Source organism: Joostella sp. (assembly GCF_048266025.1).
Lineage (GTDB): Bacteria > Bacteroidota > Bacteroidia > Flavobacteriales > Flavobacteriaceae > Galbibacter > Galbibacter atrarenae.
Genome location: NZ_JBLXAF010000010.1, coordinates 103,853 through 126,295, shown reverse-complemented (window position 1 = coordinate 126,295; position 22,443 = coordinate 103,853). Strand labels below are relative to the sequence as shown.

Annotated in this window: 25 protein-coding genes and 1 tRNA gene; 12 read left to right on the top strand and 14 right to left on the bottom strand. The window is 34.2% G+C overall.

The features are described from left to right. The first annotated feature begins 6 nt into the window (after nt 1-6). The 5 genes from ACN0TY_RS15210 to nqrF are packed head-to-tail and all read left to right on the top strand — an operon-like array spanning nt 7 to nt 4,571. Nucleotides 7-1,164, top strand: coding sequence for an NADH:ubiquinone reductase (Na(+)-transporting) subunit B (locus tag ACN0TY_RS15210; RefSeq protein WP_236959777.1), 1,158 nt, complete (start codon nt 7-9; stop codon nt 1,162-1,164). Nucleotides 1,165-1,166: 2 nt separating this feature from the next. Continuing rightward, entirely contained in the window at nt 1,167-1,889 is a 723-nt protein-coding gene (gene nqrC / locus ACN0TY_RS15205) for an NADH:ubiquinone reductase (Na(+)-transporting) subunit C (protein ID WP_236959778.1), read from the top strand. Nucleotides 1,890-1,894: 5 nt separating this feature from the next. After that, nucleotides 1,895-2,617 (top strand): NADH:ubiquinone reductase (Na(+)-transporting) subunit D, encoded by a 723-nt coding sequence (locus tag ACN0TY_RS15200; RefSeq protein ID WP_236959779.1) that lies wholly within the window; start codon nt 1,895-1,897, stop codon nt 2,615-2,617. A gap of 27 nt (nt 2,618-2,644) precedes the next feature. Continuing rightward, nucleotides 2,645-3,259 carry an NADH:ubiquinone reductase (Na(+)-transporting) subunit E gene (nqrE, locus tag ACN0TY_RS15195; protein ID WP_178951583.1) on the top strand — a complete coding sequence of 205 codons (615 nt, stop codon included), beginning with the start codon at nt 2,645-2,647 and terminating at the stop codon, nt 3,257-3,259. Nucleotides 3,260-3,278: 19 nt separating this feature from the next. Continuing rightward, entirely contained in the window at nt 3,279-4,571 is a 1,293-nt protein-coding gene (nqrF, locus tag ACN0TY_RS15190) for an NADH:ubiquinone reductase (Na(+)-transporting) subunit F (RefSeq protein WP_236959780.1), read from the top strand. A gap of 216 nt (nt 4,572-4,787) precedes the next feature. Here the strand turns inward: nqrF and ACN0TY_RS15185 are convergent, their stop codons facing one another. Beyond that, nucleotides 4,788-6,584, bottom strand: a complete 1,797-nt coding sequence (locus ACN0TY_RS15185; protein ID WP_417445154.1) for a YfbK domain-containing protein — start codon at nt 6,582-6,584, stop codon at nt 4,788-4,790. Between the two features lie 218 nt (nt 6,585-6,802). Here ACN0TY_RS15185 and ACN0TY_RS15180 point away from each other — a divergent pair, with 218 nt between their 5' ends. Beyond that, the gene (locus tag ACN0TY_RS15180; protein WP_417445153.1) at nt 6,803-7,162 is read left to right on the top strand and encodes a Na(+)-translocating NADH-quinone reductase subunit F; all 360 of its coding nucleotides are present in this window, start codon (nt 6,803-6,805) and stop codon (nt 7,160-7,162) included. After that, on the top strand, nt 7,143-8,186 hold the full coding sequence (locus tag ACN0TY_RS15175) for an FAD:protein FMN transferase (RefSeq protein ID WP_417445152.1): 1,044 nt from the start codon (nt 7,143-7,145) through the stop codon (nt 8,184-8,186). The genes ACN0TY_RS15180 and ACN0TY_RS15175 overlap by 20 nt, the downstream gene beginning before the upstream one ends. 18 nt (nt 8,187-8,204) lie before the next feature. Here ACN0TY_RS15175 and ACN0TY_RS15170 read toward each other — a convergent pair whose 3' ends face one another. The 6 genes from ACN0TY_RS15170 to ACN0TY_RS15145 all read right to left on the bottom strand — a co-directional run bounded on the left by ACN0TY_RS15170 (nt 8,205) and on the right by ACN0TY_RS15145 (nt 14,483). Continuing rightward, nucleotides 8,205-8,981 (bottom strand): class I SAM-dependent methyltransferase, encoded by a 777-nt coding sequence (locus ACN0TY_RS15170; RefSeq protein WP_417445151.1) that lies wholly within the window; start codon nt 8,979-8,981, stop codon nt 8,205-8,207. An 8-nt stretch (nt 8,982-8,989) separates the two neighbouring features. Beyond that, on the bottom strand, nt 8,990-9,805 hold the full coding sequence (gene map / locus ACN0TY_RS15165) for a type I methionyl aminopeptidase (protein WP_417445150.1): 816 nt from the start codon (nt 9,803-9,805) through the stop codon (nt 8,990-8,992). 307 nt (nt 9,806-10,112) lie between these two features. After that, nucleotides 10,113-12,419 (bottom strand): M1 family metallopeptidase, encoded by a 2,307-nt coding sequence (locus ACN0TY_RS15160; RefSeq protein WP_417445149.1) that lies wholly within the window; start codon nt 12,417-12,419, stop codon nt 10,113-10,115. A 63-nt stretch (nt 12,420-12,482) separates the two neighbouring features. Further along, complete coding sequence (locus ACN0TY_RS15155) at nt 12,483-12,983, bottom strand: DUF6702 family protein (RefSeq protein ID WP_417445148.1); 501 nt, start codon at nt 12,981-12,983, stop codon at nt 12,483-12,485. Between the two features lie 2 nt (nt 12,984-12,985). Continuing rightward, nucleotides 12,986-13,672: a carboxypeptidase-like regulatory domain-containing protein gene (locus tag ACN0TY_RS15150; protein ID WP_417445147.1), complete on the bottom strand. Its 687-nt coding sequence runs from the start codon at nt 13,670-13,672 to the stop codon at nt 12,986-12,988. Between the two features lie 61 nt (nt 13,673-13,733). After that, the gene (locus tag ACN0TY_RS15145; RefSeq protein ID WP_417445146.1) at nt 13,734-14,483 is read right to left on the bottom strand and encodes a carboxypeptidase-like regulatory domain-containing protein; all 750 of its coding nucleotides are present in this window, start codon (nt 14,481-14,483) and stop codon (nt 13,734-13,736) included. Nucleotides 14,484-14,681: 198 nt separating this feature from the next. On the opposite strand from ACN0TY_RS15145, the gene pepE reads away from it, so the two are divergent. Next, nucleotides 14,682-15,383, top strand: coding sequence for a dipeptidase PepE (pepE, locus tag ACN0TY_RS15140; protein ID WP_417445145.1), 702 nt, complete (start codon nt 14,682-14,684; stop codon nt 15,381-15,383). 108 nt (nt 15,384-15,491) lie between these two features. Here pepE and rluF read toward each other — a convergent pair whose 3' ends face one another. Together rluF and ACN0TY_RS15130 are read right to left on the bottom strand one after the other, a co-directional pair. Continuing rightward, nucleotides 15,492-16,226, bottom strand: coding sequence for a 23S rRNA pseudouridine(2604) synthase RluF (gene rluF, locus ACN0TY_RS15135; RefSeq protein ID WP_236959794.1), 735 nt, complete (start codon nt 16,224-16,226; stop codon nt 15,492-15,494). A 59-nt stretch (nt 16,227-16,285) separates the two neighbouring features. After that, nucleotides 16,286-16,358, bottom strand: a tRNA-Gly gene (locus tag ACN0TY_RS15130). A gap of 295 nt (nt 16,359-16,653) precedes the next feature. Here ACN0TY_RS15130 and ACN0TY_RS15125 point away from each other — a divergent pair. The 3 genes from ACN0TY_RS15125 to ACN0TY_RS15115 all read left to right on the top strand — a co-directional run bounded on the left by ACN0TY_RS15125 (nt 16,654) and on the right by ACN0TY_RS15115 (nt 18,101). Further along, on the top strand, nt 16,654-16,941 hold the full coding sequence (locus tag ACN0TY_RS15125; RefSeq protein WP_236959795.1) for a GNAT family N-acetyltransferase: 288 nt from the start codon (nt 16,654-16,656) through the stop codon (nt 16,939-16,941). A gap of 10 nt (nt 16,942-16,951) precedes the next feature. Continuing rightward, nucleotides 16,952-17,389, top strand: coding sequence for a GNAT family N-acetyltransferase (locus tag ACN0TY_RS15120; RefSeq protein WP_417445144.1), 438 nt, complete (start codon nt 16,952-16,954; stop codon nt 17,387-17,389). Nucleotides 17,390-17,459: 70 nt separating this feature from the next. Continuing rightward, a complete protein-coding gene (locus tag ACN0TY_RS15115; RefSeq protein WP_417445143.1) occupies nt 17,460-18,101 on the top strand; it encodes an O-methyltransferase in 642 nt (213 codons plus the stop codon). Here the strand turns inward: ACN0TY_RS15115 and ACN0TY_RS15110 are convergent. The 4 genes from ACN0TY_RS15110 to gpmI form a co-directional block, all read right to left on the bottom strand. Then, nucleotides 18,084-18,644, bottom strand: a complete 561-nt coding sequence (locus ACN0TY_RS15110) for a phosphatase PAP2 family protein (protein ID WP_236959798.1) — start codon at nt 18,642-18,644, stop codon at nt 18,084-18,086. The genes ACN0TY_RS15115 and ACN0TY_RS15110 overlap by 18 nt on opposite strands. Next, entirely contained in the window at nt 18,644-18,916 is a 273-nt protein-coding gene (locus ACN0TY_RS15105; protein WP_236959799.1) for a Sec-independent protein translocase subunit TatA/TatB, read from the bottom strand. Before ACN0TY_RS15105 ends, ACN0TY_RS15110 begins: the two co-directional genes overlap by 1 nt. 88 nt (nt 18,917-19,004) lie before the next feature. Further along, nucleotides 19,005-19,565: a thioredoxin family protein gene (locus ACN0TY_RS15100; RefSeq protein ID WP_417445142.1), complete on the bottom strand. Its 561-nt coding sequence runs from the start codon at nt 19,563-19,565 to the stop codon at nt 19,005-19,007. A gap of 266 nt (nt 19,566-19,831) precedes the next feature. After that, nucleotides 19,832-21,349 carry a 2,3-bisphosphoglycerate-independent phosphoglycerate mutase gene (gene gpmI, locus ACN0TY_RS15095; protein ID WP_417445141.1) on the bottom strand — a complete coding sequence of 506 codons (1,518 nt, stop codon included), beginning with the start codon at nt 21,347-21,349 and terminating at the stop codon, nt 19,832-19,834. Nucleotides 21,350-21,573: 224 nt separating this feature from the next. Here gpmI and ACN0TY_RS15090 point away from each other — a divergent pair, with 224 nt between their 5' ends. Beyond that, entirely contained in the window at nt 21,574-21,975 is a 402-nt protein-coding gene (locus tag ACN0TY_RS15090) for an ankyrin repeat domain-containing protein (RefSeq protein ID WP_417445140.1), read from the top strand. 123 nt (nt 21,976-22,098) lie between these two features. On the opposite strand, the gene ACN0TY_RS15085 is transcribed toward ACN0TY_RS15090, so the two are convergent. Continuing rightward, a complete protein-coding gene (locus ACN0TY_RS15085) occupies nt 22,099-22,266 on the bottom strand; it encodes a DUF6747 family protein (protein ID WP_317207879.1) in 168 nt (55 codons plus the stop codon). Nucleotides 22,267-22,443 lie beyond the last annotated feature (177 nt).

Below are 22,443 nucleotides of genomic sequence, written 5' to 3'. Positions count from 1 at the left end.
TAAGATATGAACGCTTTAAGAAAAAAGTTAGATCAACTAAAAAAGCCTTTTAATAAAGGTGAGAAGTGGGAGAAAATGGCACCTGCTTTTAATGCATTCGATACCTTTTTGTTTGTGCCAAATCATACAACCAAACAAGGGGCGCATATTCGTGATGCAGTAGATTTAAAAAGAACAATGATCACCGTAGTTTTAGCGCTAATACCAGCTTTAATTTACGGAATATATAATGCAGGTTACCAACACTTCTCTCAGTTAGGAGAAGCATTTACTTTTTGGGATGCTTTTGCTCATGGAGCATGGAAAGTATTACCAATGGTAGCTGTATCTTATATAGTAGGACTAGGAATAGAATTCGTTTTTGCTATTTACAGAGGACACGAAGTGAATGAAGGGTATTTGGTTACTGGGTTATTAATCCCAATGATTATGCCTGTAGATATTCCACTTTGGATGGTTGCTGTTTCTGTAGCTTTTGCAGTATTAATTGGAAAGGAAGCTTTTGGAGGTACTGGAATGAATATTTTAAATCCAGCATTAACAGCAAGAGCATTCGCATTCTTTGCATATCCTACATTTATGTCGGGTAACAAAGTATGGGTTTCGGAAGCAACTAATGTAGATGCTATTTCTGGAGAAACAATATTAGGAACGTTAGCTGCTGGGAAAGAAGTAGCATATAACTCATGGTCTATGTTCTCTGGAGCAATTCCAGGATCTATTTCAGAAACATCAACACTATGGATATTAGTGGGAGCTGCAATATTGATTCTTACAGGAATTGGAAGTTGGAGAATTATGGTAGGAGGAGCAATTGGAGCTGCATTTATGGGGTTCTTATTCAACCTTTGGAGTGCTAACGATTTAATGGCTTTTCCTTGGTATCAACAAATGCTAGTTGGAGGTTTCGCTTTCGGACTTGTGTTTATGGCTACAGATCCAGTATCGGCAGCTCAAACACTAAAAGGAAAGTGGATTTATGGAATATTGATTGGAATCTTTAGTATCATGATTCGTGTATTTAATCCAGCATATCCAGAAGGAGTAATGTTGGCAATTTTACTGATGAATGTATTTGCTCCAACAATAGATCATTATGTTATTCAATCAAGCATCACTAGAAGAAAGAAACGTTTATCTACCGCTACGGTTAAATCAGCTTAATTATGAATAGAGATAGTAACGCATATACTTTTATATTCGCAGGAATTATGGTTGTTATTGTTGCTTCGGCTTTGGCCTTTGCTGCAACATCTTTACAGCCTATTCAAGCTAAGAATATAAAAATCGAAAAAATGCAAAACATTCTTGCTACTATTGGTATCGAAGCTTCTAAAGAAGAGGCAGAAGAAACATACCATAAGTATATTAAAGAAGAGATTGCATTAGATAACAAAGGTGAAGTTAAAACAGATGTGGAAGCATTTAAAATTGACTTAGCCAAAGAGGTTAAAAAAGACGAAGACAAACAGCGTTTTCCGTTATATGTTGCAGATGTCGAAGGAGAGAAATATTATGTTATTCCACTTAGAGGTGCCGGATTATGGGACGCTATTTGGGGATATGTATCTTTAGAATCAGACATCAATACAGTAAAAGGAGCAGTTTTTGATCATAAAGGGGAAACTCCTGGACTTGGTGCAGAAATTACACAAGCTTGGTTTCAAAAGAGATTTGAGGAAGAAAAGATTTATGATGAGTCTGGTAACTTCGTTGGAATCACTGTACAGAAAGGATATTCTGGAGGTAATGACAAAGATGATAATGCTGTAGATGCTATTTCCGGAGCAACAATTACTGGAGATGGTGTTACGCAAATGATCCAAAAAAGGTTAAAGTATTACCTTTCTTATCTTAAAAAAGAGAACTCTAAAGTAGCTTTAAAATAATTATGATGGCTGATACTAAAAACAAAAAAGAGAAATCACCTGTGGTGCTTTTTGTAGCTGAAGAAAAAGAGCCACTTTTCTCTAAGAAAAACAGAAAATTATTATCGGATCCTTTAAATGATAATAACCCGATTACTGTTCAGGTATTGGGGATTTGTTCTGCACTAGCAATTACGGTTCAATTAAAACCATCTATTGTAATGGCAATTGCCGTTATGGTGGTAATGGCTTGTAGTAACGTTATCGTTTCTTTAATTAGAAATCTAATTCCAAATCGTATTCGTATTATCGTTCAGTTGGTAATTGTTGCGGCTTTGGTAATTTTGGTAAACGAGGTGCTTAAAGCATATGCTTACGATGTGAGTAAAGAACTTTCGGTATTCGTAGGACTTATTATAACCAACTGTATTGTAATGGGACGTTTAGAAGCTTTCGCTTTAGCAAACAAACCATGGAGATCATTCTTAGATGGAATAGGAAATGCAGCAGGTTACGGTTTAATTCTTATTATCGTTGCTTTTTTCCGTGAGCTATTAGGGTCAGGAAAATTATTAGGATTTGAAGTTCTAGGACATAAAGGAGCTACAGTAGCAGAATCTACAGGATTGTATGCTATGGGGTATGAAAACAACGGGTTGATGTTGTTATCTCCAGCGGCTCTATTAGTAGTAGGGGTGATCATCTGGATCCAACGTTCTAGAAATAGAGAACTAATCGAAAAAAATTAAGTAGCACGCTTATCAAAAAATAATAAAATGGAATACGTAAACCTTTTTGTAAGAAGTATTTTTATTGAGAACATGATTTTCGCCTATTTCTTGGGGATGTGTTCTTATCTAGCGGTTTCTAAAACAGTAAAAACTGCAGTTGGTTTGGGAGCTGCTGTAATTTTCGTTTTAGCAATCACAGTACCAATAAACTTCTTGTTAGATAACTATTTATTAAAACCTGGAGCTTTAACTTGGTTAAGTCCAGAATATGCAAATATCGACTTGAGTTTCTTAAGTTTTATCATGTTTATTGCGGTAATCGCATCCATGGTACAGTTAGTAGAGATGATTGTAGAGAAATTTGCACCAGCACTTTATGGAGCCCTAGGTATTTTCTTACCACTTATTGCGGTAAACTGTGCAATCCTTGGGGGTTCTTTATTTATGCAGCAGAAAGATTTCGGAGGAGTGTCCGAAGCTGCTGTTTATGGATTAGGTTCTGGAGTGGGTTGGTTCTTGGCAATTCTTGCAATTGCGGCAATTAGAGAGAAAATAACATACTCAAATGTTCCAGCTCCATTAAGAGGATTAGGAATTACTTTTATCATAACAGGACTTATGGCACTTGGTTTCATGAGTTTTATGGGAATTAAATTATAAATCTTATTAGTAAAAGCATATGGATTATTCAGTAATCATAGCAAGTTTAATAGTATTCTTAACACTAATTTTTTTATTGGTTATTATATTATTACTTGCCAAGGCCAAGCTGGTACCTTCTGGTCCTGTTACCTTAAAAATTAACGGAGAAAAAGATGTTGAGGTTTCCTCAGGAGGAACGTTATTATCAACATTAGGAGACAATAAAATATTCTTACCATCTGCATGTGGAGGTGGTGGTACTTGTATCCAATGTAAATGTGTTGTAGAAGAAGGAGGAGGAGAAATCCTTCCTACAGAGGCTCCACACTTTACACGTAAAGAGATTGCAGAAGGATGGCGTCTTGGATGTCAAGTTAAAGTAAAACAAGACATGGTAATCGAAGTTCCTGAAGAGGTATTCGGTATCAAGAAATGGGAAGCAGAAGTTGTTCGTAACTGGAACGTTGCCTCTTTTATTAAAGAGTTTGTAGTACGTCTTCCAGAAGAAATGGACTACCAAGCAGGAGGGTATATTCAAATTGAAATACCACCAGTAGAAGTAGATTTTAAAGATTTCGATATTACTGCGCATCCAGAGGAGCATGACGATCCTAAGAAATTTCAATTGGAGTGGGATAAGTTTAACTTATGGCCATTAAAAATGAAAAATAGTGAAACTGTAGAAAGAGCTTACTCAATGGCTTCTTACCCTGCAGAAGGAAGAGATATCATGTTGAACGTTCGTATTGCGACTCCACCATGGGATCGTAATAAAAATGGATGGATGGATGTAAACCCAGGGGTTGCTTCATCTTTTATCTTCTCTAAGAAGGCAGGAGATAAGGTTACAATTTCAGGACCTTATGGAGAGTTCTTCATCAATCCAAGTGAATCAGAAATGCTTTATGTAGGTGGTGGAGCAGGTATGGCGCCAATGCGTTCTCACTTGTATCACTTATTCAAAACATTAAAAACGGGTAGAAAAGTGACTTACTGGTATGGTGGTCGTTCTAAAAGAGAGCTTTTCTATACTGAGCACTTTAGAGCTTTAGAGAGAGATTTTCCTAACTTTAAATTTTACATCGCTTTATCAGAACCTTTAGAGGAAGATAACTGGAAAGTAAAAGAAAATATAGACGACGAAGGAGATGGATTTGTAGGGTTTGTTCACCAAGTGGTAATAAACAACTATTTAGATCATCATGAAGCTCCAGAAGATATAGAATTCTATTTCTGTGGACCTCCTTTAATGAACAAAGCCGTTGAAAAAATGTGCGACGATTTTGGTGTTCCACCAGAGAATGTACGTTTCGATGACTTTGGAGGATAAACAAAGTATATAAATTATAAAATCGGCTACTATTTCTAGTAGCCGATTTTGTTTTTAATAATCACCTGTAGTAGCTACTCTCTCTTTATTTTATGGGAGCATGATGTTTGTTTTGTATTAGCACGTTGCTGTTGCCCGCTTTTCCTACTACACACCAGACTAAAAAAAGTCTGGCGGGGTAGCACGTTCAATCGGGGCTAGTAGCTAATGCTATTTTTATTTGGTTTCCTGTTTTGGATTGTAATTATAACTCTTCATAAGACGGATAAATTCAGAACGGTATCCTTGGTTGTCTTTTCCTTTGTTTTGCTCAGCTATATTAATAATTTCATCTTTTGTAACTCCGTTTAGGTAGTCAGAATCTCTTAAATACATTCCCCACATTGCAACAGCTGCTGCAAAATTGTAATCGCTATTAGTCTTTGTATATTCATCCTTTACGGTTTCTATAATTTCTTTGCTAGTATCGCCATCAGGTTTTTTATATCTAAAGCGTACGGTTAACAATTCGTCATTATATTTATTTGTAGGGCTTGTTTTGGTGTATTTAAGGCTATCTATGCCTTTTAAGTATTTACTATCTACTCCAGTAGGAATAAGTTCATATAAAGCCGTTACTGTATGTCCGCTCCCAAGTTCTCCAGCATCTTTTGTATCGTCTTTAAAATCTTCATCGTTTAGCAGTCTATTTTCATAACCTATCAAACGATATGCTTTTACTTTATTAGGATTAAATTCCACTTGTATTTTTACATCCTTAGCAATTGTATACAGTGTACCGCCAAATTCTGTTCCTAATACACGTTGGGCTTCTTGCATGGTGTCGATATATCCATAATTTCCATTTCCTTTGTCTGCTAATGTTTCCATTTTAGAATCTTTATAATTTCCCATTCCAAATCCTAAACAAGTTAAGAATACACCGCCTTCACGTTTCTCTTCTATTAAATCTTCCATTTCCTTATCGCTCGACGGGCCTACATTAAAATCTCCATCTGTTGCTAGAATAATTCTATTGTTTCCATTTTTAATAAAATTCTCTTCCGCAGTTTTATAAGCTAGTGATAAACCTTCGCCGCCAGCTGTAGAACCTCCAGCTTCCAATTTATCTAAAGCTTCCAAAATTTTATTTTTATCCTTACCCGATGTAGGAGGTAATACCAAACCAGACGCGCTTGCATATACAACAATGGAAACCATGTCTTCTGGTCTTAATTGATTAACCAATAGTTTGTATGCTGATTTTAATAATGGAAGTTTATTACTAGCATTCATAGATCCAGAGACATCTATTAGAAAAACTAAATTAGAAGCTGGAATATTCTCTAACGGGACTTCTTTTCCTTTGATTCCTATTTTGATTAGCTCATGTTTTTCATTCCATGGAGCTTTATTTAAAGATGTTTCAATAGAAAAAGGATCTTTCCCGCTAGGTTGCTTATAATCGTAATTAAAATAATTAATAAGCTCTTCAGTTTTTATAGCATCTGTAGGGATTTCCTCTCCGTTATTTATCATTCTTCTCATATTGCTATACGAAGCTTTATCTACATCTATAGAAAATGTAGAAAGTGGTTTATAGTTTACTTGAAGAAATCCATTTTCATTTATTTCAGCATAACTTTCAGTGTTAACAGGTAGCGTTTCATAGCTAATTAGGCTTTGATTGCTTACTCGCTTTTTTGATGCATAACCAATAGTTACAATTTCTTCCAGTTCTACTTGATCAGCTTCGAGTTTTACATTTATAATTTTATCATTAGATTTTACTTTCACCTCTTTTGTAAGCATCCCAATATAGGAGAATACCAAAATATCTCCAGTTTCAGCTTTTAGAGTGTAATTACCATCAAAGTCTGTATGAGCAGTTGTTTTAGTGTTTTTTATCAGAATATTCACCCCTGGCAGCCCTGTGCCATCATTTGCATCGGTTACTTTTCCGCTTATAGTTTTTGTCTGCGCACTCATTAAAGTAGTGGCTAGTGAGAATAGAAAAATGTATAATGGTTTCATAAAATAAAGATTTTCAGTTTATTGAAGAAAATCAAGTATTGTGCCAAATAAAAAATGCGAATGTTTCTTGTGTGAAAAGGATTATTAAAAAAGTTTGCTACGGAGCTAATAGAATAGGGAGTATATCAGAAAGATTTATGTATTTTTGCGACATATTTTATATGTGCAAAAGGCAATAGTAATAGCGCAATAAATCAGTATACTGAAAAGATATTATTATGTTAGAGGAATTTACAGAACAAGAACTTCATAATTTAGCTATGAATGTTGTTGGTAAAGATTTAGAGAAGCAAGGGTTTGAGTTTATCTCTGTAAATAGCCAGCTTAAAAAGGATCCTCAATTTGTATGTTTAAAAAATAAGAAGCTTCATTTTATAGTTGTAAAAGCTATTCTTTATCCTGATAATCCTGAAAAATACAACGTTACTTATATGGAAACCATGCGTGCGCATGCGTTAAAATTTAAGGCGCGTACTTTTTTTGCTGGAGTGGGAATTGCAAATGCAAAAGATTATGAGGCGCCAATTAAAAAAGGAGAAAAATATATAACTAATTATAATGGGATCATTGAAATCTAACTGGGGCTTTTCGTTAATATTTATATTAAGTTTATTTTTTATAGGGTGTTCGCAGACAGAGAGTGAGCCTAATTTTAAAACAGAACAAGGCTATGCTTTAGGAACTACATATACTATAAAATATGAGATTGAAAACGATAGTGTAAGTCTTAAACCTCAGATAGAGGCTGTTTTTGATACGGTAAATAAATCAATGTCTACCTATTTACCAACATCAGATATTTCTGCAATCAATAGAGGAGATACCACTGTTGTGGTAGATAAGTATTTTGTAGAAGTTTTTATGAAAGCAAAAGAGGTATGGAGAAAAACAGGTGGTTTTTTTGATCCTACAATCGGAGCTTTAGCAAATGCTTGGGGTTTTGGTCCGGAGATGGCAATAGATCATATGGAAGCTCATGAGGTTGATAGTCTGTTGCAATTAACGGGTTTTAATAAAGTTTTTATGTCTGAAGGGCATACAGTGGTTAAGAAAAATAAAGATATCTATTTAGATTTTAATGCTCTAGCCAAAGGGTATACTATCGACTTAATAGGGAGAATGTTTGATGAACATGGTGTAGATAACTATTTAATTGAACTAGGAGGGGAGATTCTAACTAGAGGGAACAGTAAGAAAACGAATAAAATAAAAAATTGGGTCGTAGCTATAGATAGTCCAGTTCAAGATAATGAACAGCGTGTTTTAATTGCCAAAGTGCAATTAAAAGATAAGGCGATGGCTACAAGCGGGAATTACAGGAAATTTAGAGTGGATAAAGAAACAGGAGAGCATTATGTGCACATTATAAATCCGCTTACAGGATATCCTCAAAAAAGTAATGTGTTAAGTGTCTCTGTAGTTGCAAAAACATGTATGGTAGCAGATGCTTATGCTACAGCATTAATGGTAATGCCATTAGATAAAGCAAAGGAACTTTTAAAAGAGACTCCAGAAATCGAAGCCTATATGATTAGTGCAGATAGAGATGGAGATCTTGTAGAGTATAAAACAAAAGGATTCCAAGAGCTACTTATTGAGTAAAGAAGAAACTTATTTAAATTATTTGATAGGCTTAAAGCAAACGGGAATAATCTCATTTGGATTAAGGGCATACTTTTCTACCTTTTCTGGGGTCAATTTCGTTTTGGTATAATGAACTTCGTGGACATCGAAACCTACATTTCTAAGTCGATCGAAATAATCTAGGCCATAAACACGTACATGATCGTATTGCCCAAAAATTTCAGCACGTTTTTTTCTGTCTACAATACTATTGTCTTCAAAGGTTTTTTCTCTTTGGATGTCTTGAGGGATTTGAAAAATACCCCAACCTCCAGGTTTTAGGACTCTAAAAAGCTCTTCCATTGCTTTTTTATCGTCTTTAATGTGTTCTAAGACATGGTTGCAAAGAATAACATCGTACGAGTTGTCTTCAAAGGGAAGATCACAAATGTCTGCTTTAACATCTGCTAAAGGAGATTCTATATCTGTAGTTGTATACGTTAAGTTTTTTAGCTTTTTAAAACGTTTGTAAAACGCTTGTTCGGGGGCAAAGTGTAAAAGTTTTAAAGGCTTAGAAAAGAAATCGGTTTCTGTTTTTAAATAAAGCCATAGCAAGCGATGTCTTTCTAAAGACAATGTTCCTGGGGCTAGCACATTATTTCTTTGTTGGCCATATCCATACGGCAAAAACGATTTAAAGCTTTTGCCGTCTATAGGATCTGTATATGTATTGCCTTTATAAATAGCTACAATAAGTGGGCGCACCCAATAGCTTAGTCTAATTAGTAAAGGTCTGGGAACCGTGTTTAAAACGAATTTGAAGAGTTTTTTCAAAAGAGAATCTATTCGGTTACTACATTTTTAAATTCGTCTTCTTCGTTGCTTGTAATTCCTAAAGCATCATAGACATATTTAAAAGTAGAAAGAATTTCAGGTTTCCCGTTTATTAATGCTACATCGTGCTCAAAGTGAGCGCTTGGTTCACCATCTGCAGTAACTATTGTCCAACCGTCTTTTAATTGCTTAATACGGTGTGTTCCTAAATTTATCATTGGCTCGATAGCAACTACCATTCCTTCTACAAATTTCTTACCGCGACCTCTTTTACCATAGTTTGGCATTTCTGGATCTTCGTGCATCTTTTTACCTAAGCCATGGCCTACAAGTTCTCTAACAACACCGTAGCCTTCTTTTTCACAAAAATTCTGAATAGCAAAACCTACGTCGCCAACGCGATTACCTATTTTAAACTCTCGGATTCCAACGTAAAGAGATTCTTTAGTGATGTCTAAAAGTTTTTTGGTTTCTGGTGCTACTTCTCCTATTTCGAAGGTATAGGCGTGGTCTCCATAGAAACCATTTTTTAAAGCTCCGCAATCAACAGAAACTATATCTCCTTCTTTTAATGGAACATCGGTTGGAAGTCCGTGAACTACCGCTTCGTTTGTACTTGTAAGTAGGGTAGATGGGCAACCATATAAACCTAAAAACCCAGGTTCTGCTCCTTGATCTCTTATATATTGCTCTGCAATTTTATCTAAATGTTTCGTAGTTACACCCGGTTTTATCTCTGTAGCCAACATTCCTAATGTTTTAGAAACAATAAGGGCGCTTTCTCTCATTAATTCAATTTCCTCGAGTGATTTTATCTGAATCATAGTGCGTTTTTTTAAACTGAGAATTATTTTCTGAATTGTTAATCTCATACCAAGGTGCAAAAATAAGTATTATTTTTTGTTTTGAATGAGTATGGCGGTAACAATTAAAAAAGCTAGATAGACTCGCAAGCGATTGCTTATAGCCCTGACAGAGCCAACTACCGTGTAGTGGTGAAGGCAGGCAACAGCTTCTGCTGTATTATGTATGTTAGGGCTCCAGATAAAAGCTAAAAATATATAGCAAAAGGGTATAAAAAAAGGACTATCTCAAATTGAAATAGTCCTTTTAAATTAGTTATAGAAAGTATTAGTTCTGTACTTTCTTTTTGAATTTATCGAAATCAGAATCTCCTTGTTTTTTAGGCCAAGAGTTATTCTCCGTATCGATATCTGCAGTTTCTGCTTTTGGATCTACCACAATGCTTGTAATTGCTTTGTCTGTAGCGATCACTTTTTTAACCTCTTTGTCGTTCTTTCTCCAAACTTCTACAGGATATGTAATGCTTTTTGTAGTACCATCTTCGTAAGTATATTCTACGATAAGTGGCATTGGAATTCCTCCTGGTTTGTTAAAAGTAACTTCGTAGAAGTACTTAGGAGCTTCCATATTATTTCTTTCCTGTGGAGTAAAATTATCCATTAAATACTCATTAACAGACTTGAAGTTTTCTTGTTCAGATTTTTTAGCAACTTCATTTTTGTAGTCATCACTATCTTCTGCAACAAGGTAAACTAAATCTGGAAGTTCAGATTCTGACATTCCTCTTTGCTCTAAAATCTCTCTGATACGAGCGTTTGGAGTTGAAGAAACATAGTATTTCTTAACATCTTGAACACCGATATCTACAAAGTCTGTGCTGTAGAACCATCCTCTCCAATACCAATCTAAATCTACTGCAGAAGCATCTTCCATAGTTCTAAAGAAATCTTCTGGAGTAGGGTGTTTAAACATCCAACGTTGTGCGTATGTTTGGAATGCATAATCGAATAACTCAGGTCCCATTACTGTTTCTCTAAGTATATTTAGAGCAGTAGCAGGTTTTCCGTAAGCATTAGCTCCCAATTGGTAAACGTTCTCTGGATTGGACATGATTGGAGCTATAAAATCTTGATCTCCTTTCATATAATCTACAATTTTAGAAGGCTCTCCTCTTCTAGAAGGATATTTTCCATCTGGACCAACAGCTTCTGGGTAGTTTTTAGCAAATTCTTGCTCTGCTAAAAACTGGCAGAAAGTATTGATACCTTCGTCCATCCATCCCCACTGACGCTCGTCTGAGTTTACAATCATTGGGAAATAGTTGTGTCCTACTTCATGAATAATAACACTTATCATTCCGTACTTCACACGGTCGCTATAGTTTCCGTCTTCATCAGGACGACCGTAATTCCAACAAATCATAGGATATTCCATTCCTTGATTTTTTGCATGAACAGAAATAGCCTTAGGGTAAGGATAATCGAATGTGTGGTGTGAATATGTTTTCAATGTTTGAACAACTGCTTTTGTAGAATACTCTTCCCAAAGTGGATTCCCTTCCTTAGAATAGATAGAAACAGCCATTACTGTTTTTCCATTATTCATTTTAACAGCTTGTTGCTCCCAAATATATTTTCTTGAAGTAGTAAAAGCAAAATCACGAACGTTTTCTGCTTTTAATTTCCAAGTTTTTTTATCAGTAGAATGTCCTTTTTCGTTTTGTCTAGCTTCGCTTTCAGTAACTATAAAAACAGGTTTTGAGTATGATTTTTTAGCATCTTCATAACGATCATACATCGCATCAGAAAGTACATCTTTAGGATTTTGAAGTACTCCAGTACCATCTAAAATATGATCTGAAGGTACCGTAATATTAACTTCGTAGTTTCCAAATGGAAGTGCAAATTCTCCACTTCCCCAGAACTGATGGTTTTGCCATCCTTCTACGTCGTTATAAACAGCCATACGTGGAAAAAACTGAGCGATTACGTAGTTTTTATTTCCATCAGGAAATTCTTCGTATCCACTTCTTGCTCTATCTACAAGGTGGTTGTTTACATTATACCACCACTTAATTTCGAAAGAGAATTTTTCTCCTGGCGCAAGTGGCTTGTCTAAATCTACACGCATCATCGTTTGATTGATTGTGTATGGTAAGTTTTTACCTTTTGTGTCTTTTACATGTTGGATATTAAAACCACCGTCAAAAGGAGCTTTGTAGTATTTACTAGCGAAACTAGCAGTTTCTTCTGCTGGAGGAACACCGCCACCATCTCTAAGTGGAGATTTAGAATCTTTAGCTCTTACGTTTTGATCTAACTGAACCCATAAAAACTCTAATTTATCTGGAGAGTTATTTGTGTAAGTAATAGTTTCTTCTCCAGTAAGCTTCTGAGTATCGTCGTTTAATTCGATATCCATTTTATAGTCTGCTTGCTGTTGGTAGTAAGCAGGACCTGGAGCTCCAGAACCAGTACGGTACATATTTGGAGTTGCAAACTCCTCATACATTTGTCGGAATTTGTTTGTGTTTGTGTGGCCTTGTTCTCGTTCTTTATTACCGTTTTCTTGAGCGAAAACAATACTAAAAGACAAGAAGCAAAAGCCTGCTAATAGGTACTTGAATTTGTGCATAGTTTGTTTAGAAATAAATTAGGATTGAAAATTAAATAATTTGAACTTTTTATAGGGTTAAACTTACAGTTTTAACATAGCTTTATCATTCTGTTTTATCAGCATAAAACTTTTCTTATGGTCATTGATATTAACATGTACCACATTTTGTTGTTCTGGATAAACATCAAATAAAACTTTACTTTCTACACTGATAGATTTTATTTTTTTAGATTTTATTTTCGGAATTTCAAGATAACATTTCATAACATCTACATCGTATTCTTTTCCAATAAAATTCCAAGGAACCTCTTCTCCATTTATAGAGACAATAAACTTTTCATGAAGGTATTTTTCAATATAAGAGTCTATATTTTTAAGTTCTTCTTTAGTTTTTAGTTGCGCATCGATCCCGTAGCGTTCTTTAAAGAGCTTTTCTAAGTCGTCTATAAAATAGCGCGATATCATCTGTATAGCTTGATCCTCTTCAGCGTAGTTTATATCTGTTACACTTAGATAAAACTTATGATAGATACCAAAACTAAGTAAAGGAAGGATTAATAAGAGAACTATATATTTTTTCATTTCTATTCTAATTCATTTAAAAGTCTAAAGTCATAACTTTTGGCTTTCATATATTCCAAAATGGTAAGTGCGTCTTTATCTTGAATTTCTTCAAAAATAGGGTCAACAGCACAAAAGTACATAAAGCGATCAATATAGTCTTCTGGAATTTCTAAATCTTTAACATAAAAATCAACCTCAAAAATCTCTTTTGTATCTGCGGTCTTGGCATTTAGTTTCTGAAGTTTTATAAGTTTTTTTATTTTTTTAATCTTCCCATTTATAGTATTTAGGAGTAGATCTAGTGGGCCGCTAGACGCAGTGTATAGCATTCTTTGCGCATGTGTTTTCTTTTTTACAGTAGCGTTTGGAAGGCCTAGAGATACAGAGTTTATGGGGTTTTCTATTGGGTTGTTATTGATGTCTTTTGATAAATCTCCAGACAAACTATATGGAGTAATGGTTACTGAAGATAGCTCGTTTATTTTTTCTGAAAGTAGTACTTCTAAAAAATTACTTTCTAGTATTTCTTCCGTAACAGGAATTATTTTGATATTGTATTGAAGTGCTGAAAATACTAGAGTGTCTTTAGCACTCACATCGATTTCAAAAGCTCCTTCATGATTGGTAATCGTTGAAATATTTGCTGTTTTATTAAGGATATAAATACCTTCGACCTCCGAATTAGAATTCGTGATTTTACCTTTCAAACTCGTTTTAAAAATTTGTCCGGAGGCAATGCTACATGCAAAAAGGAAAATAAAGGATAGTTTATTCTTCAGAGGCTTTAAGGGTGTTAAAATCTTTGCTTTGGTCAACTAAAAAATCGATGAGTTCAAATTCATGACTCCTTTTCATCAATGTCTGTGACGGAAGTTTGTCGTCTACATAAAATAGAAATTCATCAATCTGATCTTGTGGGATGTTTAAATCCATCACAAAAAACTCGTCATCGTAAACCTGTCTTAATACTTGGCTTGGTAGTAATACTTTCGACTGGTCTTGATTTTTATCTTTGTTAGAATTAAATAGCGCTTTGTAGATGTTAACAAAATTGATTCCATCTTTCATTCCTCTCTGGCTCACAGGAATTGCGTAATTTGTAACCTCAGTAGATTTATCCGTATAATAATCTACTTGCTTGAATTCTTCATTCTTTAGTTCTATGTATGCCTGTCTGTCTTCTGGAGTTACAATTACTTGATCTAATTCTGTTATTTTCTCATTTACTTCAACTACTAAACGGTTATTCTTTAGGATTTCTTCCGTAATTTCTACCGTTTTCATTTGGTAATTCATAGCTGTAAAAGCAAGCTTATCTCCATTTTTCACTCTTATTTCAAATTCCCCTTGCTCATTTGTAATAGTAGCTCTTTCAGTAGATATATTGATTACGTTTTCATTCGCAACACTTGTATTTCTATAAAGTACTTTTCCTCTTAATAACGTAGTTGCTCCATCTTGAGAAAAGATAAAAATAGGACTTAAAACGAATAGAAGTAATAGTAATTGTTTTTGCATTAGTTTAGTTTTGTTAAGTAAATAAATCATATCCCGATGAAATATAAAAGAAAGTCGTGGTAATCTTTTGTTAAATCACGCTATATGTATAGTGTGAATTTTAGTCCGAAAATAACAGTTACAGAGATATTTTTAGATAATTAAAAAGGTTTATAAAAGTTCTTACATAAATTTACAAAAAATCTTCAAGCAAAAAACATGAAAAATTTACTTATAGCAAGTACTTCTACCGTGCATGGGAGCAGTTATTTAGAATATATTTTAAGCGACCTATCGGAATTCTTTAAAGATATAGATGAGATTATTTTTATTCCGTATGCTCGCCCAGGGGGAATTTCTCATGATGAATATACGGCGGTAGCCCAGAAGGGATTTGCTACAATAGGTAAAAAAATTATAGGACTTCATACCTTTTCTAATCCAGTTGAAGCTCTAAAGGAGGCAAAAGCAGTTTTTACAGGGGGAGGTAATACATTCTTATTGGTTACTCAGCTTTATAAAAATGATGTAATGGCAGTTTTAAGAGCGCGTATTTTTGAAGGGATGCATTATTTTGGAACCAGTGCAGGAGCAAATATAACTGGACTAACGATGCAAACTACCAATGATATGCCTATTATTTATCCTCCGAGTTTTAAGACTTTAGGAGCGGTACCTTTTAATATAAATCCACATTATTTAGATCCAGATACCAAGAGCACCCATAAAGGGGAAACTCGAGAAACTAGGATTAAAGAATTTCATACAATTAATACACAACCTGTAATTGGCCTCCGAGAAGGGAGTTGGTTGGAAGTAAAAGATGAACGTATTTATTTGAGAGGGACATTGCAAGCTAGAATCTTTGAGCAAGGCAAAGAGCCTTATGAAATGGATAGTGGGAGTGAGGTGAAGTTTTAGATTTCTGCAATCAGACAATCAATATTGTGATTCACTACTTTATAGCATTAAATAGCTAAATAATGCTTTTAGTAGAAAATAGAATTGCCGTTTATAAGATGGAGATTTCTAATTAATCTGATTTGTTTTTGAAGAAGTAGCTACGAGCCTATTTATTTCGCTAAGCTCTTCTTTAGTAAGGTCTCTCCATTCTCCAACGGGAATATCCAACGATACATTCATAATACGAGTACGCTTTAAAGCAGTTACGTTATAGCCTAAAAACTCACACATTCTACGTATTTGTCGGTTTAATCCTTGTGTAAGGATGATTTTGAAAGTTTTGGAGTCTATTTTTTCGACCTTACATTTTCTTGTAATCGTATCTAGAATCGGGATTCCATTTCCCATTCTTTTAATGAAGTCATCCGTTACTATTTTATCAACAGTAACAATGTATTCTTTTTCGTGTTTATTTCTACCACGTAAAATTTTATTTACAATGTCTCCATCATTAGTTAGGAAGATGAGTCCTTCACTTGGTTTATCTAATCTCCCGATAGGAAATATGCGCTTTGGGTAGTTTATATAATCAATGATATTATCTTTTTCAACGCGGGTATCGGTAGTGCAAACAATGCCGATAGGTTTATGGAAAGCGATATATACAAAATCTTCTTTAGGTTCTGCAATAAGTTTACCGTCAACACGAATCTCATCATCAGCGCTAACTTTAGTTCCCATTTCTGGTATGGATCCATTTACGGTAATACGTCGCTGTTGGATAAGTTTATCGGCAGCTCTACGAGAGCAGTAGCCTACTTCGCTTAAATACTTATTGATTCTTGTTACTTCCTTTTCCATATCCCTTAAAGGTACATATTTTCCATAAAAAAAGCCCAACTTTTAAGTAAGGCTTTTAGAGCGAGAGACGAGGTTCGAACTCGCGACATTCAGCTTGGAAGGCTGACGCTCTACCAACTGAGCTACTCTCGCATTCGTGAGGGCAAATATAAAGAAACTCCTCTTTTCTATCCAAAGAAAATTGTGATTTTTTTTAAAGAATATCAATTGTTTTTAATTCTTTAAACGATAAGATTAGTCAACTGCTTGTAGATTAAAATTATACGTCTAATGGGTTTTATCTGAATTTGGAATGAATACGTGCTGTTTTATGGATGCTTATCATTTTTCAGAAGAAAAAAATCTTTCCAATGCTATATATTGCTGATTATGTATTTTACATTTTAAAGAATAGCACTACCTTTAATAAGTTTTAAAATTAAAAATCATGGAATTTAATATTCAGCAAGAAGAATCGGCCAGTAAAGGTAGATTTTATATTGAAGAAGGTAATAAAACATTGGCAGAAATGACATATTCTGTGGCTGGGACAGATAAGATAATTATAGATCATACCGATGTGAGTGAAACGTTAAGAGGACAGGGAGTAGGGCATAAGTTATTAGCTGCATTGGTGGAATATGTAAGAAGCAGAAACATAAAAGTGATTCCACTTTGTCCGTTTGCAAAAGCACAGATCGAAAAAAATAAGGAATATCACGACATACTCGTTTAAATAGATTAGTTTGTATACAGTAAGAGAAATTAGTTCGGCGGAAGCGCATACAGTACGCCATCCAGTTTTACGAGAAGGGAAACCTTTTGAATCTGCAATTTTTCCTGATGATGATTATGAGGATACTTTTCATGTAGGTGTAACTATTGATGAGAAACCAGTTGGTACAGTAACTTTAATTAAAAAAGTGAATGCTATTTTTTCTGCTGATAATCAATACCAACTTCGTGGGATGGCAGTTTTACAGGATCAGCAGCGAAAAGGATTAGGAGTTTTATTGGTAAATAAAGCAGAGGAAATAATGCAAGAGCGTGGAGGACGTTTTATTTGGCTCAATGCAAGAGAAATTGCAGTTCCTTTTTATAAGCAAATGGGGTACGAGATCTATGGAGATTCTTTTATAGTCCCTAAAGTAGGACTTCATTATTTAATGATTAAAGCTTTTTAGGAGTTCCAAACCACTTCTATTGGTTAGTTTGCTTTCGTAAAAACCATTATTTTTGCAATAAAATTTAGCTATGCATTTTTTATCAGACGATATAGAAGATTACGTTACCAAGCATTCTGAGGACGAACCTACAGTTTTAAAAGAATTGGATAGGGAAACAAATTTAACAACCTTGCAGCCAAGAATGTTAAGTGGCCACTTCCAAGGTCGTTTCTTAAGTCTTTTATCTAAAATGATATATCCTAAAGCAATTTTAGAGATAGGAACTTTTACAGGGTATTCTGCTATTTGTTTGGCGGAAGGAATGGCGAAAAATGGTACGCTATATACGATAGATATCAATGAGGAGTTACACGATTTACAGCGTAAATATTTTGACAAGAGTGGTTATGGTGATCAAATAAAGCAATACGTCGGAGATGCGTTGGAAATTATTCCTGAGCTGGATACTAAATTCGATCTTGTATTTATCGATGCAGATAAGCCAAACTATGTAAATTATTTTGATCTTATTATAGATAAGATGAACCCTGGAGGTATAATTTTATCAGACAATGTTTTATGGAGTGGGAAAGTGGTAGAAGAGCTCAAAAAGGGAGATAAAAGTACAGAGACACTACTAGAATACAACAAAAGACTAAAAGAAGACCCAAGAGTAGAAACGGTATTGCTGCCTATTAGAGACGGTCTTACCTTAAGCAGGGTTCTCTAAAACCCATTTTTGATGAATTTTATTAAATATTAAAGCCATCAATACACCAACCAAGGCACCAACTAAAATATCTGATGGGTAATGAACTCCTAAGTAAAGTCTACTAGCTGAAAATAAAATAGGCCACAAGTAGCAAATGTAAATCCATTTATATTTATGTCTTAGGATGAGTACAAAGAATGTACAAACAGCAAAAGAATTGGCTGCATGTCCAGAGAAAAAGCTATAAGATGTAGGTTCTATGATGATTCGTAGCGCTTCAGAAAACTCATCATTTCCAGTAGGGCGAATTCTACCAATTGTAGTTTTTACAAGATGTGTAAATCCGCTAGTAGTAAGAGCAACAGCAAGACTTAAAAATAGTGTTTTATATAATCGAGCTTTCTTGTAGGTAAGGGAAATTAAGATTATAATAAATATATAAAAGGGAATCCATGTAAGGGGTTCTGTTATAATTTTCCAAAACCCATCATGATCTTCAACACCGAGATTGTTTAAGAAAATGAGAACATCCCGGTCATATTCCAGGAGTTTCTTTAGCATTAAAGTTTACGCTTTACAGAACCAGAAAAGTCTTCAATATCGTCTCTTACTTGCCCTATTTCTTTTTGAATGTCTTTTGTAAAACTAGTATCGACTCCATTTTTGTCTGCGCTCTTCTGTATCTCAGACTTCACCTCATTAGTTGCATCTTTAAGTTGACGCATACCCTTTCCTAATCCTCTTGCGATTTCAGGGACTTTGTCCGCACCAAAAATCATCACTACTAAAAATAGGATGAATACAACTTCTCCTCCGCTAATAAATAAAAACATACTTTTTGTTTTTTGTCGACCTTTAAGTCATTACAAATATAATGAAGTTTATTACCAAAAATAAAAACTTTTAACGAATCAAATTAAATTATTCGGCGTAAGCGTTCTTGTAATCCTTTCCTTCAAGAATATTAAGCATATCTTTTTCTAAACTGTCGATAGTATATTCTACAATTCGGTTTATTTCTTTACCGTCTTTATAAAATATTATTGTAGGAACATTAGTGATGTTTAATCCTTCTTCTAAGTTGTCTGGAGTAGTTTTCTCACGAGACATTGTTATTAATTTAAAATCATCATATGTGTAACCAGCTTGATCCATTATTTTAAAAAAATGAGGAACTTCGCGCTGACTATCACTACACCAAGTACCCATGTAAATTTTAATTTCTTGATTTTTCACCAAAGGTTTTAGAGCATTTACAGTTTCTTCATCTGGAGTGTATTCACTGTAAGTGCTTTCAAACCATTCGTTATGCGGTTCTTCTTTTAGGTCTTCTCTAGTGTGAAATCCTATGAGGATATCTTCTTCAGTATTTTCTTCTTGAGCTACTGTAGTATTGGGGGTGGTATTCTCAGCTTTTTTAGTTTTCGTTCCACAGGAAAATGTAATTGCTGCCAATGCTAATATTAAAAATTGCTTTTTCATAAAATTTTTTATTGTTTTTCTTCTGAAAAAAGAAATATTATAGATTCCTATATACAGTCTTTTTAAAACTTAGAACCTTACATTTAGTAAAGAGAGTTAATAGGCTTGTACGCTATAATTTTACCTTTTAAAACCATCAGATTGAGTGGAATCGAAAACCTACTAATTACTAATTTTAGTAAAACTTATTCAACTCCACTCAAAGAGATATGGTTTTAGTTTATTATAGTCTTAGGGATAATATTTCTAAGTTAATGAAAATATTTTTATACCAATGCGTGTCTTGTCATAGCCTTTGGTTGTTCAATTCCCATCAGCTTTAAAATTGTAGGAGCAATGTCTCCTAAAACACCATCTTTAATTTCTTTAATATTCTCATCTACTAAAATTAAAGGCACTGGATTTGTAGTGTGTGCTGTATTTGGACTCCCATCTGGATTTATCATTGTATCACAATTTCCATGATCGGCAATAACAATTGTAGTGTATCCATTTTCTGTAGCGGTAGTAATTACATCTTGTGCACACTTATCTACTGTTTCACAAGCTTTAACAGCAGCCTCCATAATTCCGGTATGCCCTACCATATCTGGATTTGCAAAATTCAAGCATACAAAATCTACGTCTCCTTTTTTAAGTTCAGGAACAATGCTATCACGAATCTCGTAAGCGCTCATTTCTGGTTTTAAGTCGTAAGTAGCAACTTTCGGAGATGGACAAAGTAAACGCTTCTCATTAGTAAAAGGCTCTTCGCGACCTCCGTTAAAGAAGAAAGTAACATGAGGATACTTTTCGGTTTCAGCAATTCTAATCTGATTTTTACCAGCGTTAGCAATTGTTTCTCCTAGCGTGTCGACAATATTGTCCTTATTATAAACGACATGAACATTTTTAAAAGTCTCATCATAATTTGTCATCGTAACAAAATATAAATCTAACTTATGCATGTTTTCTTCTGGAAAATCTTGCTGAGTAAGTGCCTGCGATAACTGTCTTCCTCTATCAGTTCGGAAATTAAAGAATATTAAAACATCTCCTTCTTCTACTTTCGCTATTGCATTATTATCTGCATCTTGAAGAGAAATTGGTTTAATAAACTCATCGGTAACACCATTATCATAGCTTTCTTGTATCGCTTCTAGTGCATTCTTATAAGGAGCACCTTGGCCATTTACCATAAGGTCGTACGCTAATTTTATACGTTCCCATCTTTTATCTCTATCCATAGCATAATAACGACCAATAACAGACGCTAATCTTGCGTTTGTTTTAGCACAATGTTTCTGGATTTCTTCAATAAAACCTTTACCACTTTGCGGATCTACATCGCGCCCATCAGTAAAAGCATGAACATATACATCTTTTAATCCGTAAGAATTAGTAGCGTTTAAAAGCCCTTCCAAATGCTTAATGTGAGAATGTACTCCACCATCACTTAAAAGACCTGCAAAATGTACTTTTTTGTTGTTCTCTTTAGCGTATTCGAAAGCTTTTTTAAGCTCCTCTTCTTTAGCTAAAGTGTTTTTTTCTACAGCTAGATTTATCTTTGCAAGATCTTGGTATACAATTCTACCAGCTCCCAAATTCATATGTCCAACTTCACTATTTCCCATTTGCCCTTCAGGAAGACCAACATTCATTCCGTCAGTTAGAAGGTTTGCATTAGGATACTTTTTATATAAAGAGTCTATAAAAGGAGTATTTGCCTTTTCTATTGCTGATATTTTTGGATCTGGAGACTTTCCCCATCCATCCAAAATCATAAGTATTACTTTTTTTTCCATTTCATAATTTATTATAACTCAAAGATAGCATTATAATAGATTTTATGGAAAGCTGGAAGCCCCTTTGTTACAAAACATGGCAAACTTTAAAATAATTTTAAAGAATCAATAGTTATGTAACAATCTGTTAGCATTAAAGTTAAAGATACGTTAAACCCTTCTTTTTGGTGAAACATTATAATTCTCCGTGCGTCTTTTCAATATAACCAGTAAAACTAGTAATCATGAAAAAGTTAGTATTTGTAGCCACTTTGTTCCTTGCAGTAGGAGTAACATTTGCACACACATCAAAAAACGAAAAAGCATTAGAAACTACTCATCAGGTTTCGCTAATTAAGACAACACCAAAAGTATCACCTTTCTGTATGTCTATTGTAAAGGGAGATTTTGAAACAGTTAAAAAGTTAATCGATTTAGGAGCGGATGTAAATTCTAAATCTAACGGATTAACACCAGCAATGTATGCAGCAAAATTTAATCGTGTAGACATTTTAGAATTGCTTATTTCTAATGAGGCAAATTTAAAAACTAAATGTTCAGGAAAAGGATTTACAGCCATGGATTATGCAGAGCTATCTAATGCTCAAGATGCAAAAGCTGTGCTGGAGAAAGCATTAAATTCTTAATCTCAGAGTTTAATTTATTTGATTTAGCGATCTAAAAAATCCCGCAATGAGCGGGATTTTTCTTTTTAATAACTTCCTTGCCAGTTCTTACCAACAAAGCAGTTTCTTCCAATATAGCTCATGCTACATAGGGAATCCGGTAAATAAGCGATAGAAAAATGCATAGATAGCAACCAAAATAAAAGCAAAGCATAACCATGCGAAGACTTTTAAAATTTTGGCCGCAAAAGCATTTTCTAGATCAGAAAAAGAACTACGATATAGCTCTTTTAAGAGTAGAAGTGTTGTCATACAAAATATTTAAAACTAATTAATAAATGATTTTTTAGCTTTAAATAGATTATTACAGAGTTAGAGTGTAGGGACTAAAAATTGGTTTACTCCCATAAAACTAAAGTATTTTAATGTAGATAAAAAGTGTTAAAGTTTAAGAAACGTTGAGGTACAATATTTCTAGTTAAAATGCAA